Origin of the sequence: Providencia sp. 2023EL-00965, from assembly GCF_033550225.1 — a bacterium.
Classification (GTDB): Bacteria; Pseudomonadota; Gammaproteobacteria; order Enterobacterales; family Enterobacteriaceae; genus Providencia; species Providencia manganoxydans.
In genome coordinates, this window is sequence record NZ_JAWUEH010000007.1 from 134,995 (window position 1) to 151,356 (window position 16,362).

Below are 16,362 nucleotides of genomic sequence, written 5' to 3' on the forward strand. Positions count from 1 at the left end.
AAAACATAACACATATTAACTATAAAAATCATTTAGAGCTATTCAGTAAGATGGTGATTACTACTCTTCTTTTTATTTAAAATAATTTATTTAATTAGATAACTAAGTTTAAGGTTGGAATATTATGATAACTCGATTATCAATTATAAGAAAATTAATTTTATTGTTTTCATTTTTTGTTATATCAACATCTGTTTATGCTAGTGTGGTTATTAATGGAACTCGTGTTGTTTATAATGAAAAATCTAAAAGTAAAATTGTTCAACTTGTTAATGAAAATAAGTGGCCAGCCCTTGTTCAAGTATGGCTAGATAATGGCGATCCAAATGAACCGCCTGAAAAAATTAAAACTCCATTTGCTATTACTCCTCCAATATTCAAAATGGGAGCAAATTCAGGACAAAATCTACGTTTAACTTATCTTGGTGAGCCATTACCAAAAGATAAAGAATCAATTTATTATTTGAATGTATTAGAGGTACCACCAGAAGATCAGGATGCTATTGAAAAACAACAAAATACTATGCAAATAGCGATTAGAACAAGAATCAAATTGTTTTTTAGACCTGAAGGGCTGGGTATGCCTGCATTAGTTAATGAAAAACTTAATTTTTCATTTGTAAAATCGGCTAAAGGTAATCAAGTATTAGTAAAAAATAATTCACCTTGGTATATCACCTTGCAGGATGTTTCTATTTCAAATGGCTCAAAAAAATTAAAACTAGAAAGTAATATGGTCGCACCATTTTCTACAATAGAACTAGGTAATGAACAAAGTAATTCAATACCCAGTGAATATCTAAACTCTAAAAAAGTGAACTACAGCGTAATTAATGACTACGGTGGTGTGGATCACTATGAATCAAATATATAATTAAATGGTATTGACATGAAAATTAAATTAATATTTTTATTTGTTTCCTTGTCTTTAGGGGTTGGTAGATTGGCATTTGCTATAGATGAAAAACCAAGTGAAAAAAAATATTCATATCATGAGGGGTTTTTAGTTGGTAATGCTAAATCAATTTCTATAGATAAATTATCTGAGGATCAAATCCCTCCTGGAGATTGGTCTGTTGATATATATTTAAATAATGAGTTTCTCTATAACAAGAACGTACTTTTCTATGAAAATGGTAATGGAAAAGTTGTTCCTTGTTTAACACAAGAAGATATTGATAATTTTAATATAAAACCTGAGTTTTTATCATTAATAACATCCAATGGGAAATGTGAAGATCTAAATACTCTATCAAATGATGTTCAAGTTAGCTTAAAGCAAGATGAATTACGTTTAAACGTATTGATTCCTCAAGCTATGGTGGAACAATATGCACGCGGCTACGTGCCTATAAGCTCTCTCAATGAAGGTGTTCCCGCGTTATTTATGAATTATAGCGTTAACGGATATAGCAGTCGTAGCCATGGGAAAGACGAACATTCTGCATATGGTAATGTTACCGCAGGGCTAAACTTAGGATTATATCGGATCCGCCATCAATCAAGCTTACAGTATAACCAAAATGATAGATTTCAACATGAAAGTATTCGAACTTATGTTCAAAGAGCTATCCCTGAAATTGAAAGTGAATTAACCGCCGGGCAATCATTTACTAGCGGTAGTATTTTTGACAGTTTTTCCTACACAGGTGCCGAATTAGCGACCGATAATCGTATGCGTCCACAATCCTTACAGGGATTTGCACCAACGGTGAGAGGGATTGCTAATAGTAATGCACGAGTAAGAATTATTCAAAATGGCTATACAATTTACGAAACTAACGTATCACCTGGTGAGTTTGAAATTAATGACCTTTATGCAACGGGTTACGGTGGTGATTTGACGGTGGAAGTGACTGAAGCAAATGGCAGTGTTTCAACATTTATTGTTCCATTCGCAACGGTACCTGGTTTATTAAGGCCTGGTCAGATTGATTATAGTATTGTGAGTGGTGAATTACGTGGCCCAGAAACGTCTTCGAACATATTTGTGCAATCGACAGTCCAATATGGCTTAAGCAATATACTAACACCATTTATAGGTATCCAATATTCCAATAAATACCAATCAGGTCTATTGGGTTTTGCTGTTAATACTCAAATTGGTGCTTTTAGTTTTGATATGGCTAGTTCTAAGGCTGAATTAAATAACGATAAAACGTATCAAGGTGCTCGAGCTAGGGTGACATGGAATAAAGATATTCAAGCCACTAGCACTAATATTGCTTTAGCGGGTTATCGTTATGAATCACAAGATTATTTAAGTTTATATGAGGCGGATACATACCGTAATAGCTATTTGTATAATGGTGAGTCTATTAACCCAAGGCGAGCCCAATATGTTTTAACGGTAAATCAAAATTTAGCTGATTACGGTACTGTCTATGTGAGCGGAGCATTACAAACTTGGCGTGATAATTTACCAGATAGTAAACAATTACAAGCTGGTTATATGAATAACTTTAAAGGTATAGGGTATAGCCTGACTTATATGAAGCTATATCGAAATAATGTTCAAGGCGGTGATAATAACTATATGTTAAATGTTACTGTGCCATTCTCTCTTTGGTATCCAGAACAAAATACCGTATTAAGTAGTTCAGTAACACGTTCTGACTCTGATAATCGCTGGTCAAATAATACTAGTGTAAGTAGTTCTTTTGGTGAAGACAATTCTATTTCTTGGAACATGACGGCGAGTGATGTTGGTCATTCAAATAGCAGTTTTTCAACTAATATCCAAAAAAACTTTTCATCTACAGCTGTTAATGCCGGTTATTCTCAAGGACGTGATTATAAATCACTCTCTGCAAGTGCTAATGGAGCCCTGGTTATTTATGAAGGCGGTGTTCTTCCTTCACGTTATTTAGGTGATACTTTTGCGATTGTTGAAGCAGAAGGTGGTGAAGGTGCATCTATATCATCGTGGAATAATATTGTTTTAAACAAGAAGGGGCAAGCTGTTGTTCCATCATTAATGCCATATCAATATAATACACTTTATCTTAATTCTGAGAATATGAGCTCAGATGTTGAAATTGATAATAATATGGCAAAAGTAGCTCCTTATGCTGGAACTGCGGTATTAGTGAAATTTAATACCCAGAAAGGAATTAATGTATCTTATCGTATACTCTTGCAAGATAAAACAAATGTACTATTTGGTGCTGATATTTATGATGAAACTAATAATAAAATTGGATTGGTTGGACAAGGTGGCTTAGTTCATTTTATTTCTCAATCTAATAGTGGAAATGTTTTTGTGAAGTGGGGGGATAAAGAAAATCAACGTTGTAAATTTAGTTATAACATTTCCAATAATAATTCTATCCCTGAATCTATTTGCTATTTTTATTGAGGTGAATATGATTATTAATAATACAATTAAATTAACTATATATGCAACTTTACTACTCTCCTCTTTTTGGGCGAATGCAACATGCTCTATAGTTACACAAATTCCTTCACTGCCTGCCGTTCAAATTGGCTCTTTAAATCCAATTACAATTTCTGGATTACAGTTTCAGCCATCAGGGACAACGTTAAGTTTGGATTATGTTTCTGGAGCACAAATGTCTGAACTTCATGGAATTAATCCCGAGACCGTACTCTTTCGCTGTGCAGCAACAGATGCATCTCAAATATTTGAAGGTTTCTATATGTTTAGAGCCTTCTCTGAGAATTTAACACCCGCTCAAACGATCAATGGTAGTCCTTATTGGCCAATCTGGGTCACATCCGGTACCAATTCTCCCATTTCAGGTGTGAATTATGAGTTTTTTTTGGGAAATGGCATAAATGCAAGTACTGCATTTGGAAATCAACCTAACTGGTCGAAACGAATTGATTATGATATTGATCCAAATAATTCAAATTTTATTTTGATAAAAGGAAAACATTTTTCTGGTGTTACAAATCATCAGGTTCGCTCAAATATTGCTGTAACAGCAAGTGGATTTAATCCAGAAATACCTAGCGCTGTAAGAGGATTTGTGTTTTTTAGAGGGCCTGGTATCAATGATACCATGGCTTCGAATGGTGGTAATGGTACTCCGAATACATATGGATCATTCTATAGAATTGGTTTACATGGAACGAGTACGAGTACAATTAACTCATGCGGTTTAGAGAGAAATGATTCAAATGTTGCATTGGGAACTCACTCTTCAAATGCTTTACCTTCATCTCCAGTAAACTTTTCTGTTACAGTTAAATGTACCACTGGTGCGACAGGAGTGTATTATGGCTTTGCTCCAGGGATTGAAAATATAAGTAATAACGTTACTGATGTTTTACTGCTTGATCCTAATTTAGGTGCAACAGCAAAAGGCGTTGCCATTGAAATTTCTGATTCAAATAATGGAAAAATACCTTTATTAAATATTGCTAGTGGTGGTGTTATTTCCAGCTCTAATAACTGGAAACCCTTATCCATACCTTCATCAGGAGGGCCTACATCATCCTTAGATGTTAATTTTTCAGCTCGAATAGTTCAATATGGTAGTGAGCCAGTTACACCTGGAATAGTTCGAAGTAAGGCTACTTTTATGTTAAATCAGCATTAAATCACTTATGTTGAAATATTTGAGCTTTATATTATCAATGGTTTACTTTGGGTAATGATTTTATGAATTAACTTACCTGTATTTATTAATTTAAAATTAAACATTATTTGGCAAATGGCCATTAGGATTAATATTCTATGTTCACAAATAAAATGGTTTTTTTATTTTTTATTTTTTTCTATTTCTCTAAATTAGCTTCCGCTGCTTGTGTTTCTCAAAATGGTGGTTTACCTAGTGTTAGAGAAATTATACTCGGTTCTAGAGTGGATTTAGGTGTATATTCATTAACATTTCAACCAGCAGGTACACCATTATATATAGAGTCTTTTTCAAATGCGCAAATGGCTTCTTTACTCGGAAGAACATTAGAAACAACTGTTTTTCAATGTGATATAGGTGATGAAAATAATATATTTGAATTGTATTATTTACCTCTGAATGCTGCTAACGGTGTAGATAATCAAAATCCTATGTATAATGCAGGAGGAATAGAGTATTGGGCAGTACAAGCACCTTCATTAAGTTTCCAAATATATTTAGGAATGAGCAAGTCGGTTAGCGAACAGTATCATAATACGATAACTAAAAAGCCAATAGGTTATGATATTGATCCTGTTAACAGTAATAAGATCAATATTAAATTGAAGCATTTTTCAGGAGTTTCGCTTGAGCAAGCGAGATCAAACAATGTTGTTACTGCAAATGGTTATAACCCTCCAATTGCAGGGTTTTCACGAGGAATAATTGGTTTTTCAGGTCCAAACATTAATGCTACGCCTACGAATAGGACTTTCCCTCCAGTAGGGACTTATTTGCCAATTCGCATGCGCGGTGTAGGAGCTAGAATTATTGCAACTTGTGGTATTCTAAGTGCTCAGAATACTGTTTATTTAGGCCAAGTACCAGCAACAAGCGTTACTTCAATGTCAATGACACCAATACCTTTTAGTTTTACATTACAATGTGGTGCTGGTGTGCCCATAAAATATGGGTTTGCTCCTGGTGAAGAGAATCGAGCTGCAAATGAAATCAATTATTTACTGTTAAATCCAAGTTTAGGGTCTACAGCTAAAGGGGTTGCCATTGAAATATTGACTGAAGCAGGAAACAGAAACCAATTGTTGAATTTGGGGGCAATAGGAGGCTCTATTCCCTCAGTAAATAACTGGACTACAGTGGATACTGCTGGTGAGACTCAAACTGTAAATATACCACTTAAATTTTTTGCGCGTTATGTTCCTTATGGTGGAGTGCCGATAACCGCAGGTAAAGCCAATAGCCAAATGACGATAATGCTAAATGCTAACTAAGGTTATGTTGGAAATTGTGATTAAATATTTTTAACTTAATAATTCACAGTAAAAACTCGGGATAAGTATGTGCTATACCATTTATCCCGAGTGACTTAAAATAACTTACTACTAGATAATGTTTCAGTTATTTTTATTGAGTAGAACTGGTATACCTTTCTAAAACTAGTCATAAGTAATATTCAAAGTCGGTTTGTTGTTAAATTGGTTGTATTCCACTTTTACAAAATCAGAGCTAAGGCTTTTGGCATTTTTTAGCGAACTGGTTTTGGTCAAGTTTTTACCATTACGGTAGCACTCAAGGCCAACTTGCTCACTATTCGCGACCTTCACTTCACATTGTGGTTCGTAAACATAGCCAAAAAAGGTGATAGTACCGCCACCAATTACATTGGAAGCGGCATAGGCAAAAGAAAAACTAGAAATGAGTACAGCAGTAACAGTGGCAAGTAAGGATAAGCGTTTCATAGTCTATCTCCTAATTGAACTAGCACATACTCGTCATACTTCAAATTGCAGCGTTGTTGAGCGACTTCACGAGCTTATTGCTCAGCTGCATCTCGAGTTATTCATGATGAATACAACAAATTCGAGTAGCGCGTTGCGGGTTCTCATTTATAAGTTTAGTTCAATTGCGAGTAATTAATATGACATATGCTAAGAAAATATGCATTTCACATAGTTTATCTCGCATGTGAGGGATTTTTAAACGATCATACTGCTGTATAATCTTCTGCTCTGGTAATGAAAATAGCCTGTTTACCGAATAAAAACCGGAAACAGGCTAGGAATGGATTTGTTTTAGGTGTTTTATTAACAATTATTGTTTTGATGCTTTTAGGGAAAATAAACTTTTAAACGAACTAAATAACTGCTTAGAGAGCTACCTTTAGTGGGTTTATTGTTTGATCCCATGGTGTTGGCGTATCATGAAAGGTGTAAATGAAAAGTGTGAACGGTATTTGCCCTTGTTCTTTGTCGATACAAGGGCAAATTGAATGATTAAATCTTACTTGAAGATTTTGAATCTTGCTTCGTCATCCATAAAGTCTTTGTCACCAGCTGGTGCATTGATAGAACCAAATACCATTTGAGCACGTAATACCCAATTATCTGGTGTACCCCATTCTTTTTGAACGTGGTTATCAATTAGTGGGTTGTAGTGTTGTAATGATGCACCCACATTTTCTTGTGCTAATGCAGTCCATACTGCGAATTGTGCGATACCGCTTGCTTGTTCTGACCAAATAGGGAAGTTGTCTGCGTACAATGGGAATTGCTCTTGTAAGCCTTTAACGACATTCATATCTTCAAAGAACAAGATAGAACCAGCACCTGCTGCAAAACTATCAATTTTTTGTTCAGTTGCGGCAAAAGCTTGAGCAGGAACAATAGCGCGCAAAGTTTCTTTGGTTAAGTTCCACAATTTTTTATGTTGTTCACCAAATAAAATAACAACACGTGACGTTTGTGAGTTAAATGATGAAGGAGAATGTTTGACTGCTTCTTTAATTAGTTTTGTAATATGATCGTGAGAAACAGGTAATTGATCGCCTAGGTTGTAAATAGTACGACGGTTTTTAATCATTTCGATAAATGCGTTTGACATGTAAGTCTCCTAGCTATTTATTAGCGCACGGTATTATATGAACAGTTCCAGACGCTGCTATTCATTTGATGAGTACTACTATATCGTTGTGGTTAAAAAATCATAGAAAAAAAATTTAACCGTAAAGTTCAAATTTTTAGGCTAAGTTAGTTTGCTAATAAAATTGTTAATATTCAACTAATTAGTTGTGTTTTAGCACTTTTTGTGTAAATGGGTGAGTGATATTAAGGGAAATTAATGAAGAGAACTGAATAAGGGGAGTAGGGTATAATTTGATATACCCTACAGAAAGACTGATACATATAAATTTATTTAAGAGATGCTAAAGGTTGGGATATTTGTATTTTTGTCCCCCCAAAGTTATCACGAATATAGTTCTTAACTGCTTCAGTATGATAAATTTTTTCGAGTTTACTAAATGCAGGGTTATCTTTATTCTCTGTTTTGACGACTAACACATTAATCATGTCATTAATGCTACCATCATTCTGTTCGCGGAATAAAGAATCACTTAAAGCATTTAATCCTCCTTCTTGTGCGGCGGTATTACCAATAACGGCGATATCAACATCGGGCAAAGCTCTTGGGCCATGAGCATATTTTATTTGTTTAAATTCTAACTGTTTGGGATTATCAATAATATCATTAACAGAACCGGTTGCTTGGTTAAAATTAGGTTTTAATGTAATTAGTTTTGCTTTTTGTAATAATAATAATGCTCTTGCATGATTGGCGGTATCATTAGGGATCGCGACGAGTGCGCCATTAGGTAATTCATCTAACTTTTTATATTTAGATGAGTAAACAGCCATTGGCTCAAAGTAAGTTGTGGCAATAGCCGTTAATTTATTGCCATTATTTTTATTAAAGTCTTTCAAAAATCCCCAAGATTGAAATGCATTCACGTCAACATCACCATCGATAGTTGCAATATTGAGGGTGACACCATCATCAATAATTTTAACATCTATGTCTAAACCGGCATCTTTGGCTGCCTGTGATTGGGCAATAAATTGCCAAATATCCGCATCGCTACCATGACTACCAATAATGATTTTTTGCTCCTGAGTGCTGCTATTGGTGGTTTGTTTGGCCTCATCCTCTTGTGAACAAGCAATCAAAGCAGAAACGGAAAGTGCTAATAATAATGCAGCTATTTTTTTCATTAAAGTATCCCAAACGTGTTATTTAAGAATATATAAGCAGATTGCGTAGAGGTAATTGAAATAACATTTCATCAGTAAGAATAACTTTTAGTTATATCTCTATATTATTAATAAATTGCTATATATTCGTCATACATCAAGATGTAAGGTTGTTGACTACGTAACGCCCAGTGAGTCGTAGAGTTTAGCTATACTCCTCGTCTATCTTCGTTTGTGGTTTATCTATACCTCCAATTATTTAGAGTATATCGATATACTTTTAAATTATTTTAGTATTTTATTAACGTGCTATTTAATTAATAAAACTAACAACTCATAAGGTTTTATTATGTCAGCATATCCACTACCGATTATTGATCTTCGTGAATTAGATGATCCAAGTACCCGTGAAAACTTCTATCAAAAATTACGTTTTACAGCACGTGAAATCGGTTTTTTTTATCTTATTGGGCACGATGTTTCATCGGAACAACGAGAAAATTTATTAGCCACCACGAAACGCTTTTTTTCTTTACCAATAACCGAAAAAAGTAAAATAGATATGAGCCATTCAAAACATTTTCGTGGCTATACTGGGTCAACACAAGAAAATACGCGTAATCAACCTGACTATCGAGAACAAATTGATATTGGTGAAGAGCTGCCTGCATTATCTTTAACAGAACAGGATCCTATTTGGTTTAATTTGCAAGGGCCAAATCAATGGCCTGATGCATTACCTGAATTAAGAGAGCAGGCGCTGGCTTGGCAATCGGCTATGAGAGCAACTGCAATTAAATTAATTAAGGCATTTCTTGTTGCATTAGAGCTTCCTGAAAACAGCTTTGATCCTATTATTGCTGATCCTGCCCAGCATTTATTGAAACTAATTCATTATCCTGCACGTGAAAATAGTTTTAATGGGGAACAAGGTGTTGGTGCACATAAAGATGCAGGGATCTTAACTTTATTATGGCAAGACAACATTGGCGGATTGCAGGTTGAGACGGATAGTGGTTGGGTTGATGTTGCACCTTTAGAAAATGCTTTTGTTGTCAATATTGGTGAGGTTTTTGAATTAGCCACCAATGGCTACCTACGTGCGAATGTTCATCAGGTAGTTAGAAAGCAAAACAGCGTGTCACGCTATTCGATCGCCTATTTTATTACGCCGAGTGTATTTGCGAATGAAGTACCCTTATTACCTCTACCTGCTTATTTGGCTAAACAAGCATTGGGGCCTGATAGCGATCCACTAAACCCTTTATTTACGAATTTGGGTAAAAATGCCATCAAAGGGCGACTACGTTCACATTTATCAGTAACGCGCCAATTTTATCCGGAGGAATACGAGCAAATAATTAAAAATAGCAATATCTTATGATGTACTTAGCATACAGCTGAGCGTTTATTTTATTGGAGTACCATGATGTCAAATCGCTATTATAAAAAAGAGCTTAACGGGCACACATTAGCAGCAGAAACATTAATGATGAGCTATGGATATGATCCACAGCTTTCAGAAGGTGCGATTAAGCCCCCTGTATTTTTAACTTCTACATTTGTATTTAAAACGGCACAGGAAGGGAAAGCATTTTTTGATATGGTTAGTGGGCGCACACCAATGCCTGAAGATCAAAAACAAGGGCTTGTATACTCTCGTTTTAATCATCCAAACAGTGAAATCGTTGAAGACCGGCTCGCGTTATATGAAGGTGCGGAGAGTGCGGCACTGTTTTCTTCAGGGATGTCAGCGATCACTACCTGCCTAATGGCATTTTTGAAGCCTGGAGATGTATTACTGCATTCTCAACCATTATACGGTGGAACGGAAACGCTATTCTTAAATACATTGGCCCGTTTTGGTATTACTTCAATTCCTTTCGCAAATGGCTGCGATGTGGAATCGATAAGAGAAGTGATTAAAGGTGTTGATCCAGCTAAAAACATTGCAGCTATCTATATCGAAACACCTTCGAATCCATTGAATACGTTAGTGGACATTCACTTATTGAGCGAGCTAACCAAAGAGATAGCGCAAACGCGTCAAAACGAGAAACCACTATTGATCTGCGATAACACCTTACTTGGGCCAGTTTTCCAGAAACCGTTATCATTAGGTGCTGATTTAAGTGTGTACTCACTAACTAAATATGTTGGGGGTCATTCTGATTTAGTTGCCGGTGGTGTTGTTGGTAGCCGTCAGCTATTGAATAAAGTTCGTGCGCAACGTAATGCGATTGGTACACAGCTTGATCCGCATTCAAGTTGGATGCTTGGACGTTCACTGGAAACATTACAGTTACGCATGGAAAAAGCCAATGATAATGCCCTGCAATTAGCGACGTTCTTGCATCAACACCCCAAAGTCAAAAAGGTCCATTATCCTGAGTTTTTACCACCAGAAAGTATTGAATATCAAATCTATCAACGTCAATGCACAGGTGCAGGTTCAACCTTTTCAATTAATGTCGGAGAGAATGAAGAGGACGCATTTAATTTCTTAAACCATCTGGCACTGTTTAAGCTTGCGGTGAGTTTAGGTGGTACAGAATCTTTGGCTTGCCATCCTGCATCGACAACCCATTCAGGGATTGCAGCATCAGTTCGCCAAGCAACAGGTATTGAAAGTAACTTAGTCCGCTTATCAGTAGGAATTGAAAACGTTAATGATTTAAAGCAAGCGCTATCGCAGGCTTTGGATGCTATCTAGTTTGAAAAATTGCAGAGGCATTAGCCTCTGCGGATTGTTTTTAGTTAACTCGATATTGGCTAGGTAATTCACTAAATCCAAAACCATTGGTTTTTTTCACGGGGATCTGCACAGGTATCCGTTCTTTCATTGCCTCAACATGGCTAATGACCCCAATGGTTTTACCTGAGGCATTTAGACTTTCTAAAGCATCTAAGGCGATATCCAAGGTTTCTGGATCGAGCGTCCCAAATCCTTCATCAAGGAATAATGATTCCAACTGCGTTTTATTGCTCACCATATCCGATAACGCCAATGCCAATGCGAGGCTGACCAAGAAACTTTCGCCTCCGGAAAGGGTTTTGATATCCCTGATGGTATCGGCTTGCCAGACATCAATCACTTGTAATTCAAGATCAGAATTATGGCTCCGTTTTAAGATATAACGCCCATGTAGCTTATCGAGCCGCTGATTGGCGAGCGAAATAAGACAATCAAAGGTTAAGCCTTGTGCATAGCGACGGAATTTATCTCCCTCGGCAGAGCCAATTAATTCATTGAGTAGTCCCCAATCATCACAATGCGCTTGGCTTTGTTCTATTTCCTGTAATAGGCCACGCTGTTGGTGGCGTTGCTGCTTATCAGTATTTAGCTGACTGATAATTTGCCCTTGCTGCTGATTGAGATTTTTTATTGCATTATCAAGTTCATTAATATCATGCTGCAATTGTGCTTGCTGGGTATTTAACATCTCTTTTGGCTGTTGTGCCAAATGCTCTTGTAATGCTAACTCACCTTCTTTATAACGTGTTTCTGCTTGTATGCAGGATTGCTTTAATTGTTGATGTAATTGTTCTAATCGCAATTTTTCTTCAGCTGATAATAACGCTTCCAAAAATGTCTGCTGTGTCGCAAAAGGGCTGTTTATCAGTGCTTGATTAAAATGTTCTTGGGCGCTGCTCTGTTGTTGCTGGCCCTTCTCAATCGCACTGCTAACTTCACGATAGCTCCCTTTTAGTGATGCGATTTCTTTTTCACGATAAGTCACTTGCTCGTTGAGCTGTTGTAGCTGAGTGGTGATCTTCTCTTGTTCTACGCGTAATTGGCTGACAAATTGTGAGATGGATTGACCTCCCAGCAATGATTGTCGCGAGTGCTGCTTTTGTTGCAGTAACAGTTGCAGTTGTTGTAACTGCTGTTGGCTATTTTCTAATTGTTGTTTCACCGTAGCTTGTTGAGCGACTTCGGCCTGTAACATAGCCTCTGTGACGGCAATTTTTTTGGTGAGATCTTGGATGGCCTGTTTTTTGACTTCATATAACTGACCGCGTTTTTCTAGTCCATCAAACCACTGAGAAATGTGTTCATTAGCCGGTAATTGAAAGGCTGATAATGACGATTGCAGTTGTTGATGTTGTTCATTATATCGTTGTTGCTGAGTCACTAGCTGCGTTTGGGTTTCATCGATTGAGCGTTGAATGTGCTGTATGCGCTCATCAAGTAAAGTTAACGTTGATTGTTGCTGCTTATTTAATGATTGTTTTTCATGCAACTGATGCTTTGATTGCTGATATTCACGTTCTAGTAACGTGAAATCCTCCAAGAGCTGTTGTTGGCGAGAGAGCTGTTGCTGGCTTTGATTGAGCAGCTGCTCTACGGCGCTTTGCTCAATCGCTAAATCATCAATCATTGCTTTCTGACAGGTTGTTACCCACTGTTTTTGTATGTGACTTTCTTGATTGGCAAGTTGTAATAGTGCTTGCTGGTTGTCCTCTTGCCGTTGAATATCCTTTTGCAATTGTGTTTGTTGAGTGACTAAGGTGTGTTTGAGTTGCTCAAATTGCGTTGTTAGTTCATGTAAACGTTGTTCTGTTTGGCTCGGCTCAATGGCTTGATATTCGGTTACCGCAGGGTGTTCAGTTGCTCCACAAAGTGGGCAAGGGTTACCTGCGATCAGCTGTTGGCGTTCTGTTTCTAAGCTGACTATTTTTTGTTCTAATCGTAATCGAGCCTGTAAATCGGTTAAATGTGGCTGAGTATGGCTAATTTGTGTTTCTATCTGTTGGCACTGTTTTTCAACTTGTGTGATTGATTGGGTAATCTCTTTTTGTTGAGTTAATTTAATTTGCTGCTGATTTTGCAGCTCTTGCCATTGAGTAAGCAGAACGGGTAACAATTGTAGATGCTGTGCTGTTATGCGCAATTGCTCAACAGATTGGCTAATTTTTTCAAGATCATGAGTTTCCAGCCATGCTAAATATTTTTTTTCAATTTGCTGGTAAATAGCACTATCTTGCTCAACTTGTTGTTGAAGTTGCGCATATTGTTCGGTTTGTTGCTTTTGTTCATTGCATAACGTTGCATATTGTTGTTTTAGTGTCTGCTGTTTCTGTTCAAGCTGGGTAACTTGTTTTTTAGATTGTTCAAGATATTGCTCCTGTTGACGCCATGAAGCAATATGTTGCGAAATTAGTGCATCTTGTTGGTTTTCTTGTAAATAATGCTGAATAGTGCTGAGTTCTGTATTTGACAGTGTTATTTGCTGTTGAGCACGTTCAATTACGGTTTGTTTTGTTTGATGTTGGGATTGATATTGATTTTGTTGCTCTAGTATTTCTTTAATTTGCTGATTTAAATTAATAATTTCGTTATCTAATGGGCGAACTTGGTTATCGATCACTAACGTTTGTTGCTGGACGTAGCTTAGGTGCTGCGTATTTTGCGTATTAACTTGTGTTAATTGTTCTTGTAATGGAGCTAGCTGTTGAGTCTGAGTATTTAGAGCCAGTAAAAGATTTTGCTGTTTTTCTAATAATTCATTTAGTGATTGTTGTTGGCGCTCTACATCTTGCCATAGAGGGCGTAGGTGCTCAGCAGGGATGTTATCAGTGAGTTTTTTTAGTTCAGGTTCAGCTAATTGATAGGCACTTTGAGCTTGTTGCAGCTCTAATTGCTGCTGTTGTAAACGTATATTGAGTTGCTGTTGGCGTTGCTGCCAATGTAGTATTTGCTGATTTTGTGTACGCTTTTGATTTAACTCTATTTCTTTTTCAGCCAAACGTTGTTGTTCAGTGAGTAATGTTTGATATTCATCTTCTGTGAGTAAGTGAATACTTTGTGCACGAGCTTTTAAAATTTCTAAATCATTTTTAACGTGTTTGTGCTGACGATAAATGTAACTCGAGATTTGGCTATAAATTTCGGTGCCAGTGATTTCCTCAAGTAAATCAGCTCGTTCTTTTTCACTGGCATTCAAAAAGGCTGCAAAATCACCTTGAGATAGAAGGATTGATTTAGTGAAACGGCCAAAATCGAGCCCAGTAATTTGAATAATTTGCTCTCTGACTTCACTGATTTTCTCAGCGATAATTTTGCCATCATTCACCGTGGCTAACTCGGCCTTCGGTGACTGTAATTTACCATCAGGCTTATTACTTGCGCGTCTTTGGCTCCAAAAAGCGCGGTAGGCTGTTCCTTTCACTTCAAACTCAACTTCCGCAAGACATTCGCCTGTGTGACGGGTCATGAGTTCATTTTGGCTGGCTGATAAGGTATTTAAACGCGGAGTTTGATGATAAAGAGCAAGACAAATCGCATCTAACAGTGTTGTTTTACCAGCTCCGGTAGGGCCAGTAATGGCGAATAGGCCTTGGCTGATAAAAGGTTCTTGGTTAAAGTCAATTTTCCATTCACCTTTGAGGGAGTTAATATTTTTAAAACGTAAACTCAGTATTTTCATGCGTCCCCCTCAAGCTCAGAACGTAATGCATCGTGAGATTGTTTAAATAGCAGTAAGAGCCGTTGTTCTTTTTCTTTATCGCCCAGTTCTTCTTCTGTTAAGCGACGTAAAAACACCTCTTCGGCGGTAAGCTCATTTAATGTTTCATTGGCGAGAGCTGCCTGTTGGCCTTGCGGCTGCTTGCGAGCTCGACGTAACAAAACCACGTCAACAGGTAAATCTTTAACCAATGCTTCAATACGTTGCTGTATATCAGCAAGGTAGTCTTGGCTGGCAACCTCGATATCCAGCCAAATGGGTTGAATACTGTCATTATTATCTATTTCATTTAGCTGCTTTTGGATATCGGCAAGTGATCCTTTGAGGGTTTTTAATGGCTGAAATATAGGGATCGGTAATTGTTGAATTTGAGCGATATCACTGCGATCGAACTCCACTAAACAAACGCTTTTTTGTTGTTCAGCTTCATCAAAACTTAATGCAATAGGTGACCCGCAATAGCGAATGTGCGGTTTTCCGCCGATGACTTGTGGACGATGGATATGCCCCAATGCAATATAATCGGCAGGGGGAAAGGCTCCTGATGGAAAGGCATCTAGGGTGCCGATATAAATATCCCGCACAGAATCAGAAACTTCGGCACCAACAACGGTTAGATGACCTGTGGCAATAATCGGAATTTCAAGCCCCAGAGCTTCACGTTGTTGCCGGGCTAGTTGATAGCTACACTGATAATATTCACTAATTGCATTTTGTAGTGAGAGCTGTTTTTGTTCGCTACTTTGCCCTGCAACACTGAGTTGAATATCCCTTGGGCGCAGAAATGGGATAGCGCATAGTAATGCCCCAGGCTCACCTTGTGCATTTTTAAGCGTGATGACATGGGGTTGACTACCCGAGGTGACAACATCAGTATTTAAATAAGCCAGTAGTGAGCTGGTTTCATTTAACACAGAAACGGAATCATGATTACCGCTGAGTATCACCAATTGGCAGCCAGTTTGTTGTAAAGAGACGACAAATTGGTTGTAAAGTTCTCTTGCATAGCTGGGCGGTGAGCCCGTATCAAAGATATCACCGGCAACAATGACAGCATCAACCTGATATTGTTTAACTTGTTCGATTAGCCAAGTTAAGAAATATTGGTGTTCCGCAGCACGGCTTTTTGTAAAAAAATATTGGCCAAGGTGCCAGTCAGAGGTATGGATGATACGCATCAATATAGGTTCCTAAGGATGACTAATCGTCATATTTAAAGTTGCAGTTACCAACGCTATCACTTGAAGTATGACGAATACTGGA

The 16,362-nt window shown here is 37.2% G+C and carries 11 protein-coding genes; 6 read left to right on the forward strand and 5 right to left on the reverse strand.

Features of this window, described 5'->3' with window-relative positions:
• Positions 1-124 precede the first annotated feature (124 nt).
• The 4 genes from SC428_RS10875 to SC428_RS10890 all read left to right on the forward strand — a co-directional run bounded on the left by SC428_RS10875 (position 125) and on the right by SC428_RS10890 (position 5,875).
• Positions 125-874, forward strand: coding sequence for a molecular chaperone (locus SC428_RS10875; protein WP_318707636.1), 750 nt, complete (start codon positions 125-127; stop codon positions 872-874).
• 15 nt (positions 875-889) lie between these two features.
• Positions 890-3,358, forward strand: coding sequence for a fimbria/pilus outer membrane usher protein (locus SC428_RS10880; RefSeq protein ID WP_318707638.1), 2,469 nt, complete (start codon positions 890-892; stop codon positions 3,356-3,358).
• Between the two features lie 7 nt (positions 3,359-3,365).
• The gene (locus SC428_RS10885; RefSeq protein ID WP_318707640.1) at positions 3,366-4,565 is read left to right on the forward strand and encodes a fimbrial protein; all 1,200 of its coding nucleotides are present in this window, start codon (positions 3,366-3,368) and stop codon (positions 4,563-4,565) included.
• A gap of 137 nt (positions 4,566-4,702) precedes the next feature.
• The gene (locus SC428_RS10890) at positions 4,703-5,875 is read left to right on the forward strand and encodes a fimbrial protein (protein ID WP_318707642.1); all 1,173 of its coding nucleotides are present in this window, start codon (positions 4,703-4,705) and stop codon (positions 5,873-5,875) included.
• 165 nt (positions 5,876-6,040) lie between these two features.
• Here the strand turns inward: SC428_RS10890 and SC428_RS10895 are convergent, their stop codons facing one another.
• From SC428_RS10895 to SC428_RS10905, 3 genes are all read right to left on the reverse strand, one after another.
• The gene (locus SC428_RS10895; RefSeq protein WP_070926840.1) at positions 6,041-6,343 is read right to left on the reverse strand and encodes a hypothetical protein; all 303 of its coding nucleotides are present in this window, start codon (positions 6,341-6,343) and stop codon (positions 6,041-6,043) included.
• A 541-nt stretch (positions 6,344-6,884) separates the two neighbouring features.
• The gene (locus SC428_RS10900; RefSeq protein WP_070926838.1) at positions 6,885-7,484 is read right to left on the reverse strand and encodes a nitroreductase family protein; all 600 of its coding nucleotides are present in this window, start codon (positions 7,482-7,484) and stop codon (positions 6,885-6,887) included.
• Between the two features lie 308 nt (positions 7,485-7,792).
• A complete protein-coding gene (locus SC428_RS10905; protein WP_070926836.1) occupies positions 7,793-8,650 on the reverse strand; it encodes a MetQ/NlpA family ABC transporter substrate-binding protein in 858 nt (285 codons plus the stop codon).
• 328 nt (positions 8,651-8,978) lie between these two features.
• On the opposite strand from SC428_RS10905, the gene SC428_RS10910 reads away from it, so the two are divergent.
• Positions 8,979-10,013, forward strand: a complete 1,035-nt coding sequence (locus SC428_RS10910) for an isopenicillin N synthase family dioxygenase (protein WP_140181870.1) — start codon at positions 8,979-8,981, stop codon at positions 10,011-10,013.
• A gap of 42 nt (positions 10,014-10,055) precedes the next feature.
• The gene (locus SC428_RS10915; protein ID WP_318707650.1) at positions 10,056-11,342 is read left to right on the forward strand and encodes a cystathionine gamma-synthase family protein; all 1,287 of its coding nucleotides are present in this window, start codon (positions 10,056-10,058) and stop codon (positions 11,340-11,342) included.
• Between the two features lie 40 nt (positions 11,343-11,382).
• Here the strand turns inward: SC428_RS10915 and SC428_RS10920 are convergent, their stop codons facing one another.
• Both SC428_RS10920 and sbcD read right to left on the reverse strand, forming a co-directional pair.
• Positions 11,383-15,060: an AAA family ATPase gene (locus SC428_RS10920; RefSeq protein WP_318707652.1), complete on the reverse strand. Its 3,678-nt coding sequence runs from the start codon at positions 15,058-15,060 to the stop codon at positions 11,383-11,385.
• Complete coding sequence (gene sbcD / locus SC428_RS10925) at positions 15,057-16,277, reverse strand: exonuclease subunit SbcD (protein ID WP_318707654.1); 1,221 nt, start codon at positions 16,275-16,277, stop codon at positions 15,057-15,059. The genes SC428_RS10920 and sbcD overlap by 4 nt, the downstream gene beginning before the upstream one ends.
• Between the last annotated feature and the right edge of the window lie 85 nt (positions 16,278-16,362).

What these genes read in the sequence shown, in the direction of transcription:
- SC428_RS10875 (WP_318707636.1), top strand. Translation starts at nt 125, where the DNA reads ATGATAACTCGATTATCAATTATAAGAAAATTAATTTTATTGTTTTCA.
- SC428_RS10880 (WP_318707638.1), top strand. Translation starts at nt 890, where the DNA reads ATGAAAATTAAATTAATATTTTTATTTGTTTCCTTGTCTTTAGGGGTT.
- SC428_RS10885 (WP_318707640.1), top strand. Translation starts at nt 3,366, where the DNA reads ATGATTATTAATAATACAATTAAATTAACTATATATGCAACTTTACTA.
- SC428_RS10890 (WP_318707642.1), top strand. Translation starts at nt 4,703, where the DNA reads ATGTTCACAAATAAAATGGTTTTTTTATTTTTTATTTTTTTCTATTTC.
- SC428_RS10895 (WP_070926840.1), bottom strand. Translation starts at nt 6,343, where the DNA reads ATGAAACGCTTATCCTTACTTGCCACTGTTACTGCTGTACTCATTTCT.
- SC428_RS10900 (WP_070926838.1), bottom strand. Translation starts at nt 7,484, where the DNA reads ATGTCAAACGCATTTATCGAAATGATTAAAAACCGTCGTACTATTTAC.
- SC428_RS10905 (WP_070926836.1), bottom strand. Translation starts at nt 8,650, where the DNA reads ATGAAAAAAATAGCTGCATTATTATTAGCACTTTCCGTTTCTGCTTTG.
- SC428_RS10910 (WP_140181870.1), top strand. Translation starts at nt 8,979, where the DNA reads ATGTCAGCATATCCACTACCGATTATTGATCTTCGTGAATTAGATGAT.
- SC428_RS10915 (WP_318707650.1), top strand. Translation starts at nt 10,056, where the DNA reads ATGATGTCAAATCGCTATTATAAAAAAGAGCTTAACGGGCACACATTA.
- SC428_RS10920 (WP_318707652.1), bottom strand. Translation starts at nt 15,060, where the DNA reads ATGAAAATACTGAGTTTACGTTTTAAAAATATTAACTCCCTCAAAGGT.
- sbcD (WP_318707654.1), bottom strand. Translation starts at nt 16,277, where the DNA reads ATGCGTATCATCCATACCTCTGACTGGCACCTTGGCCAATATTTTTTT.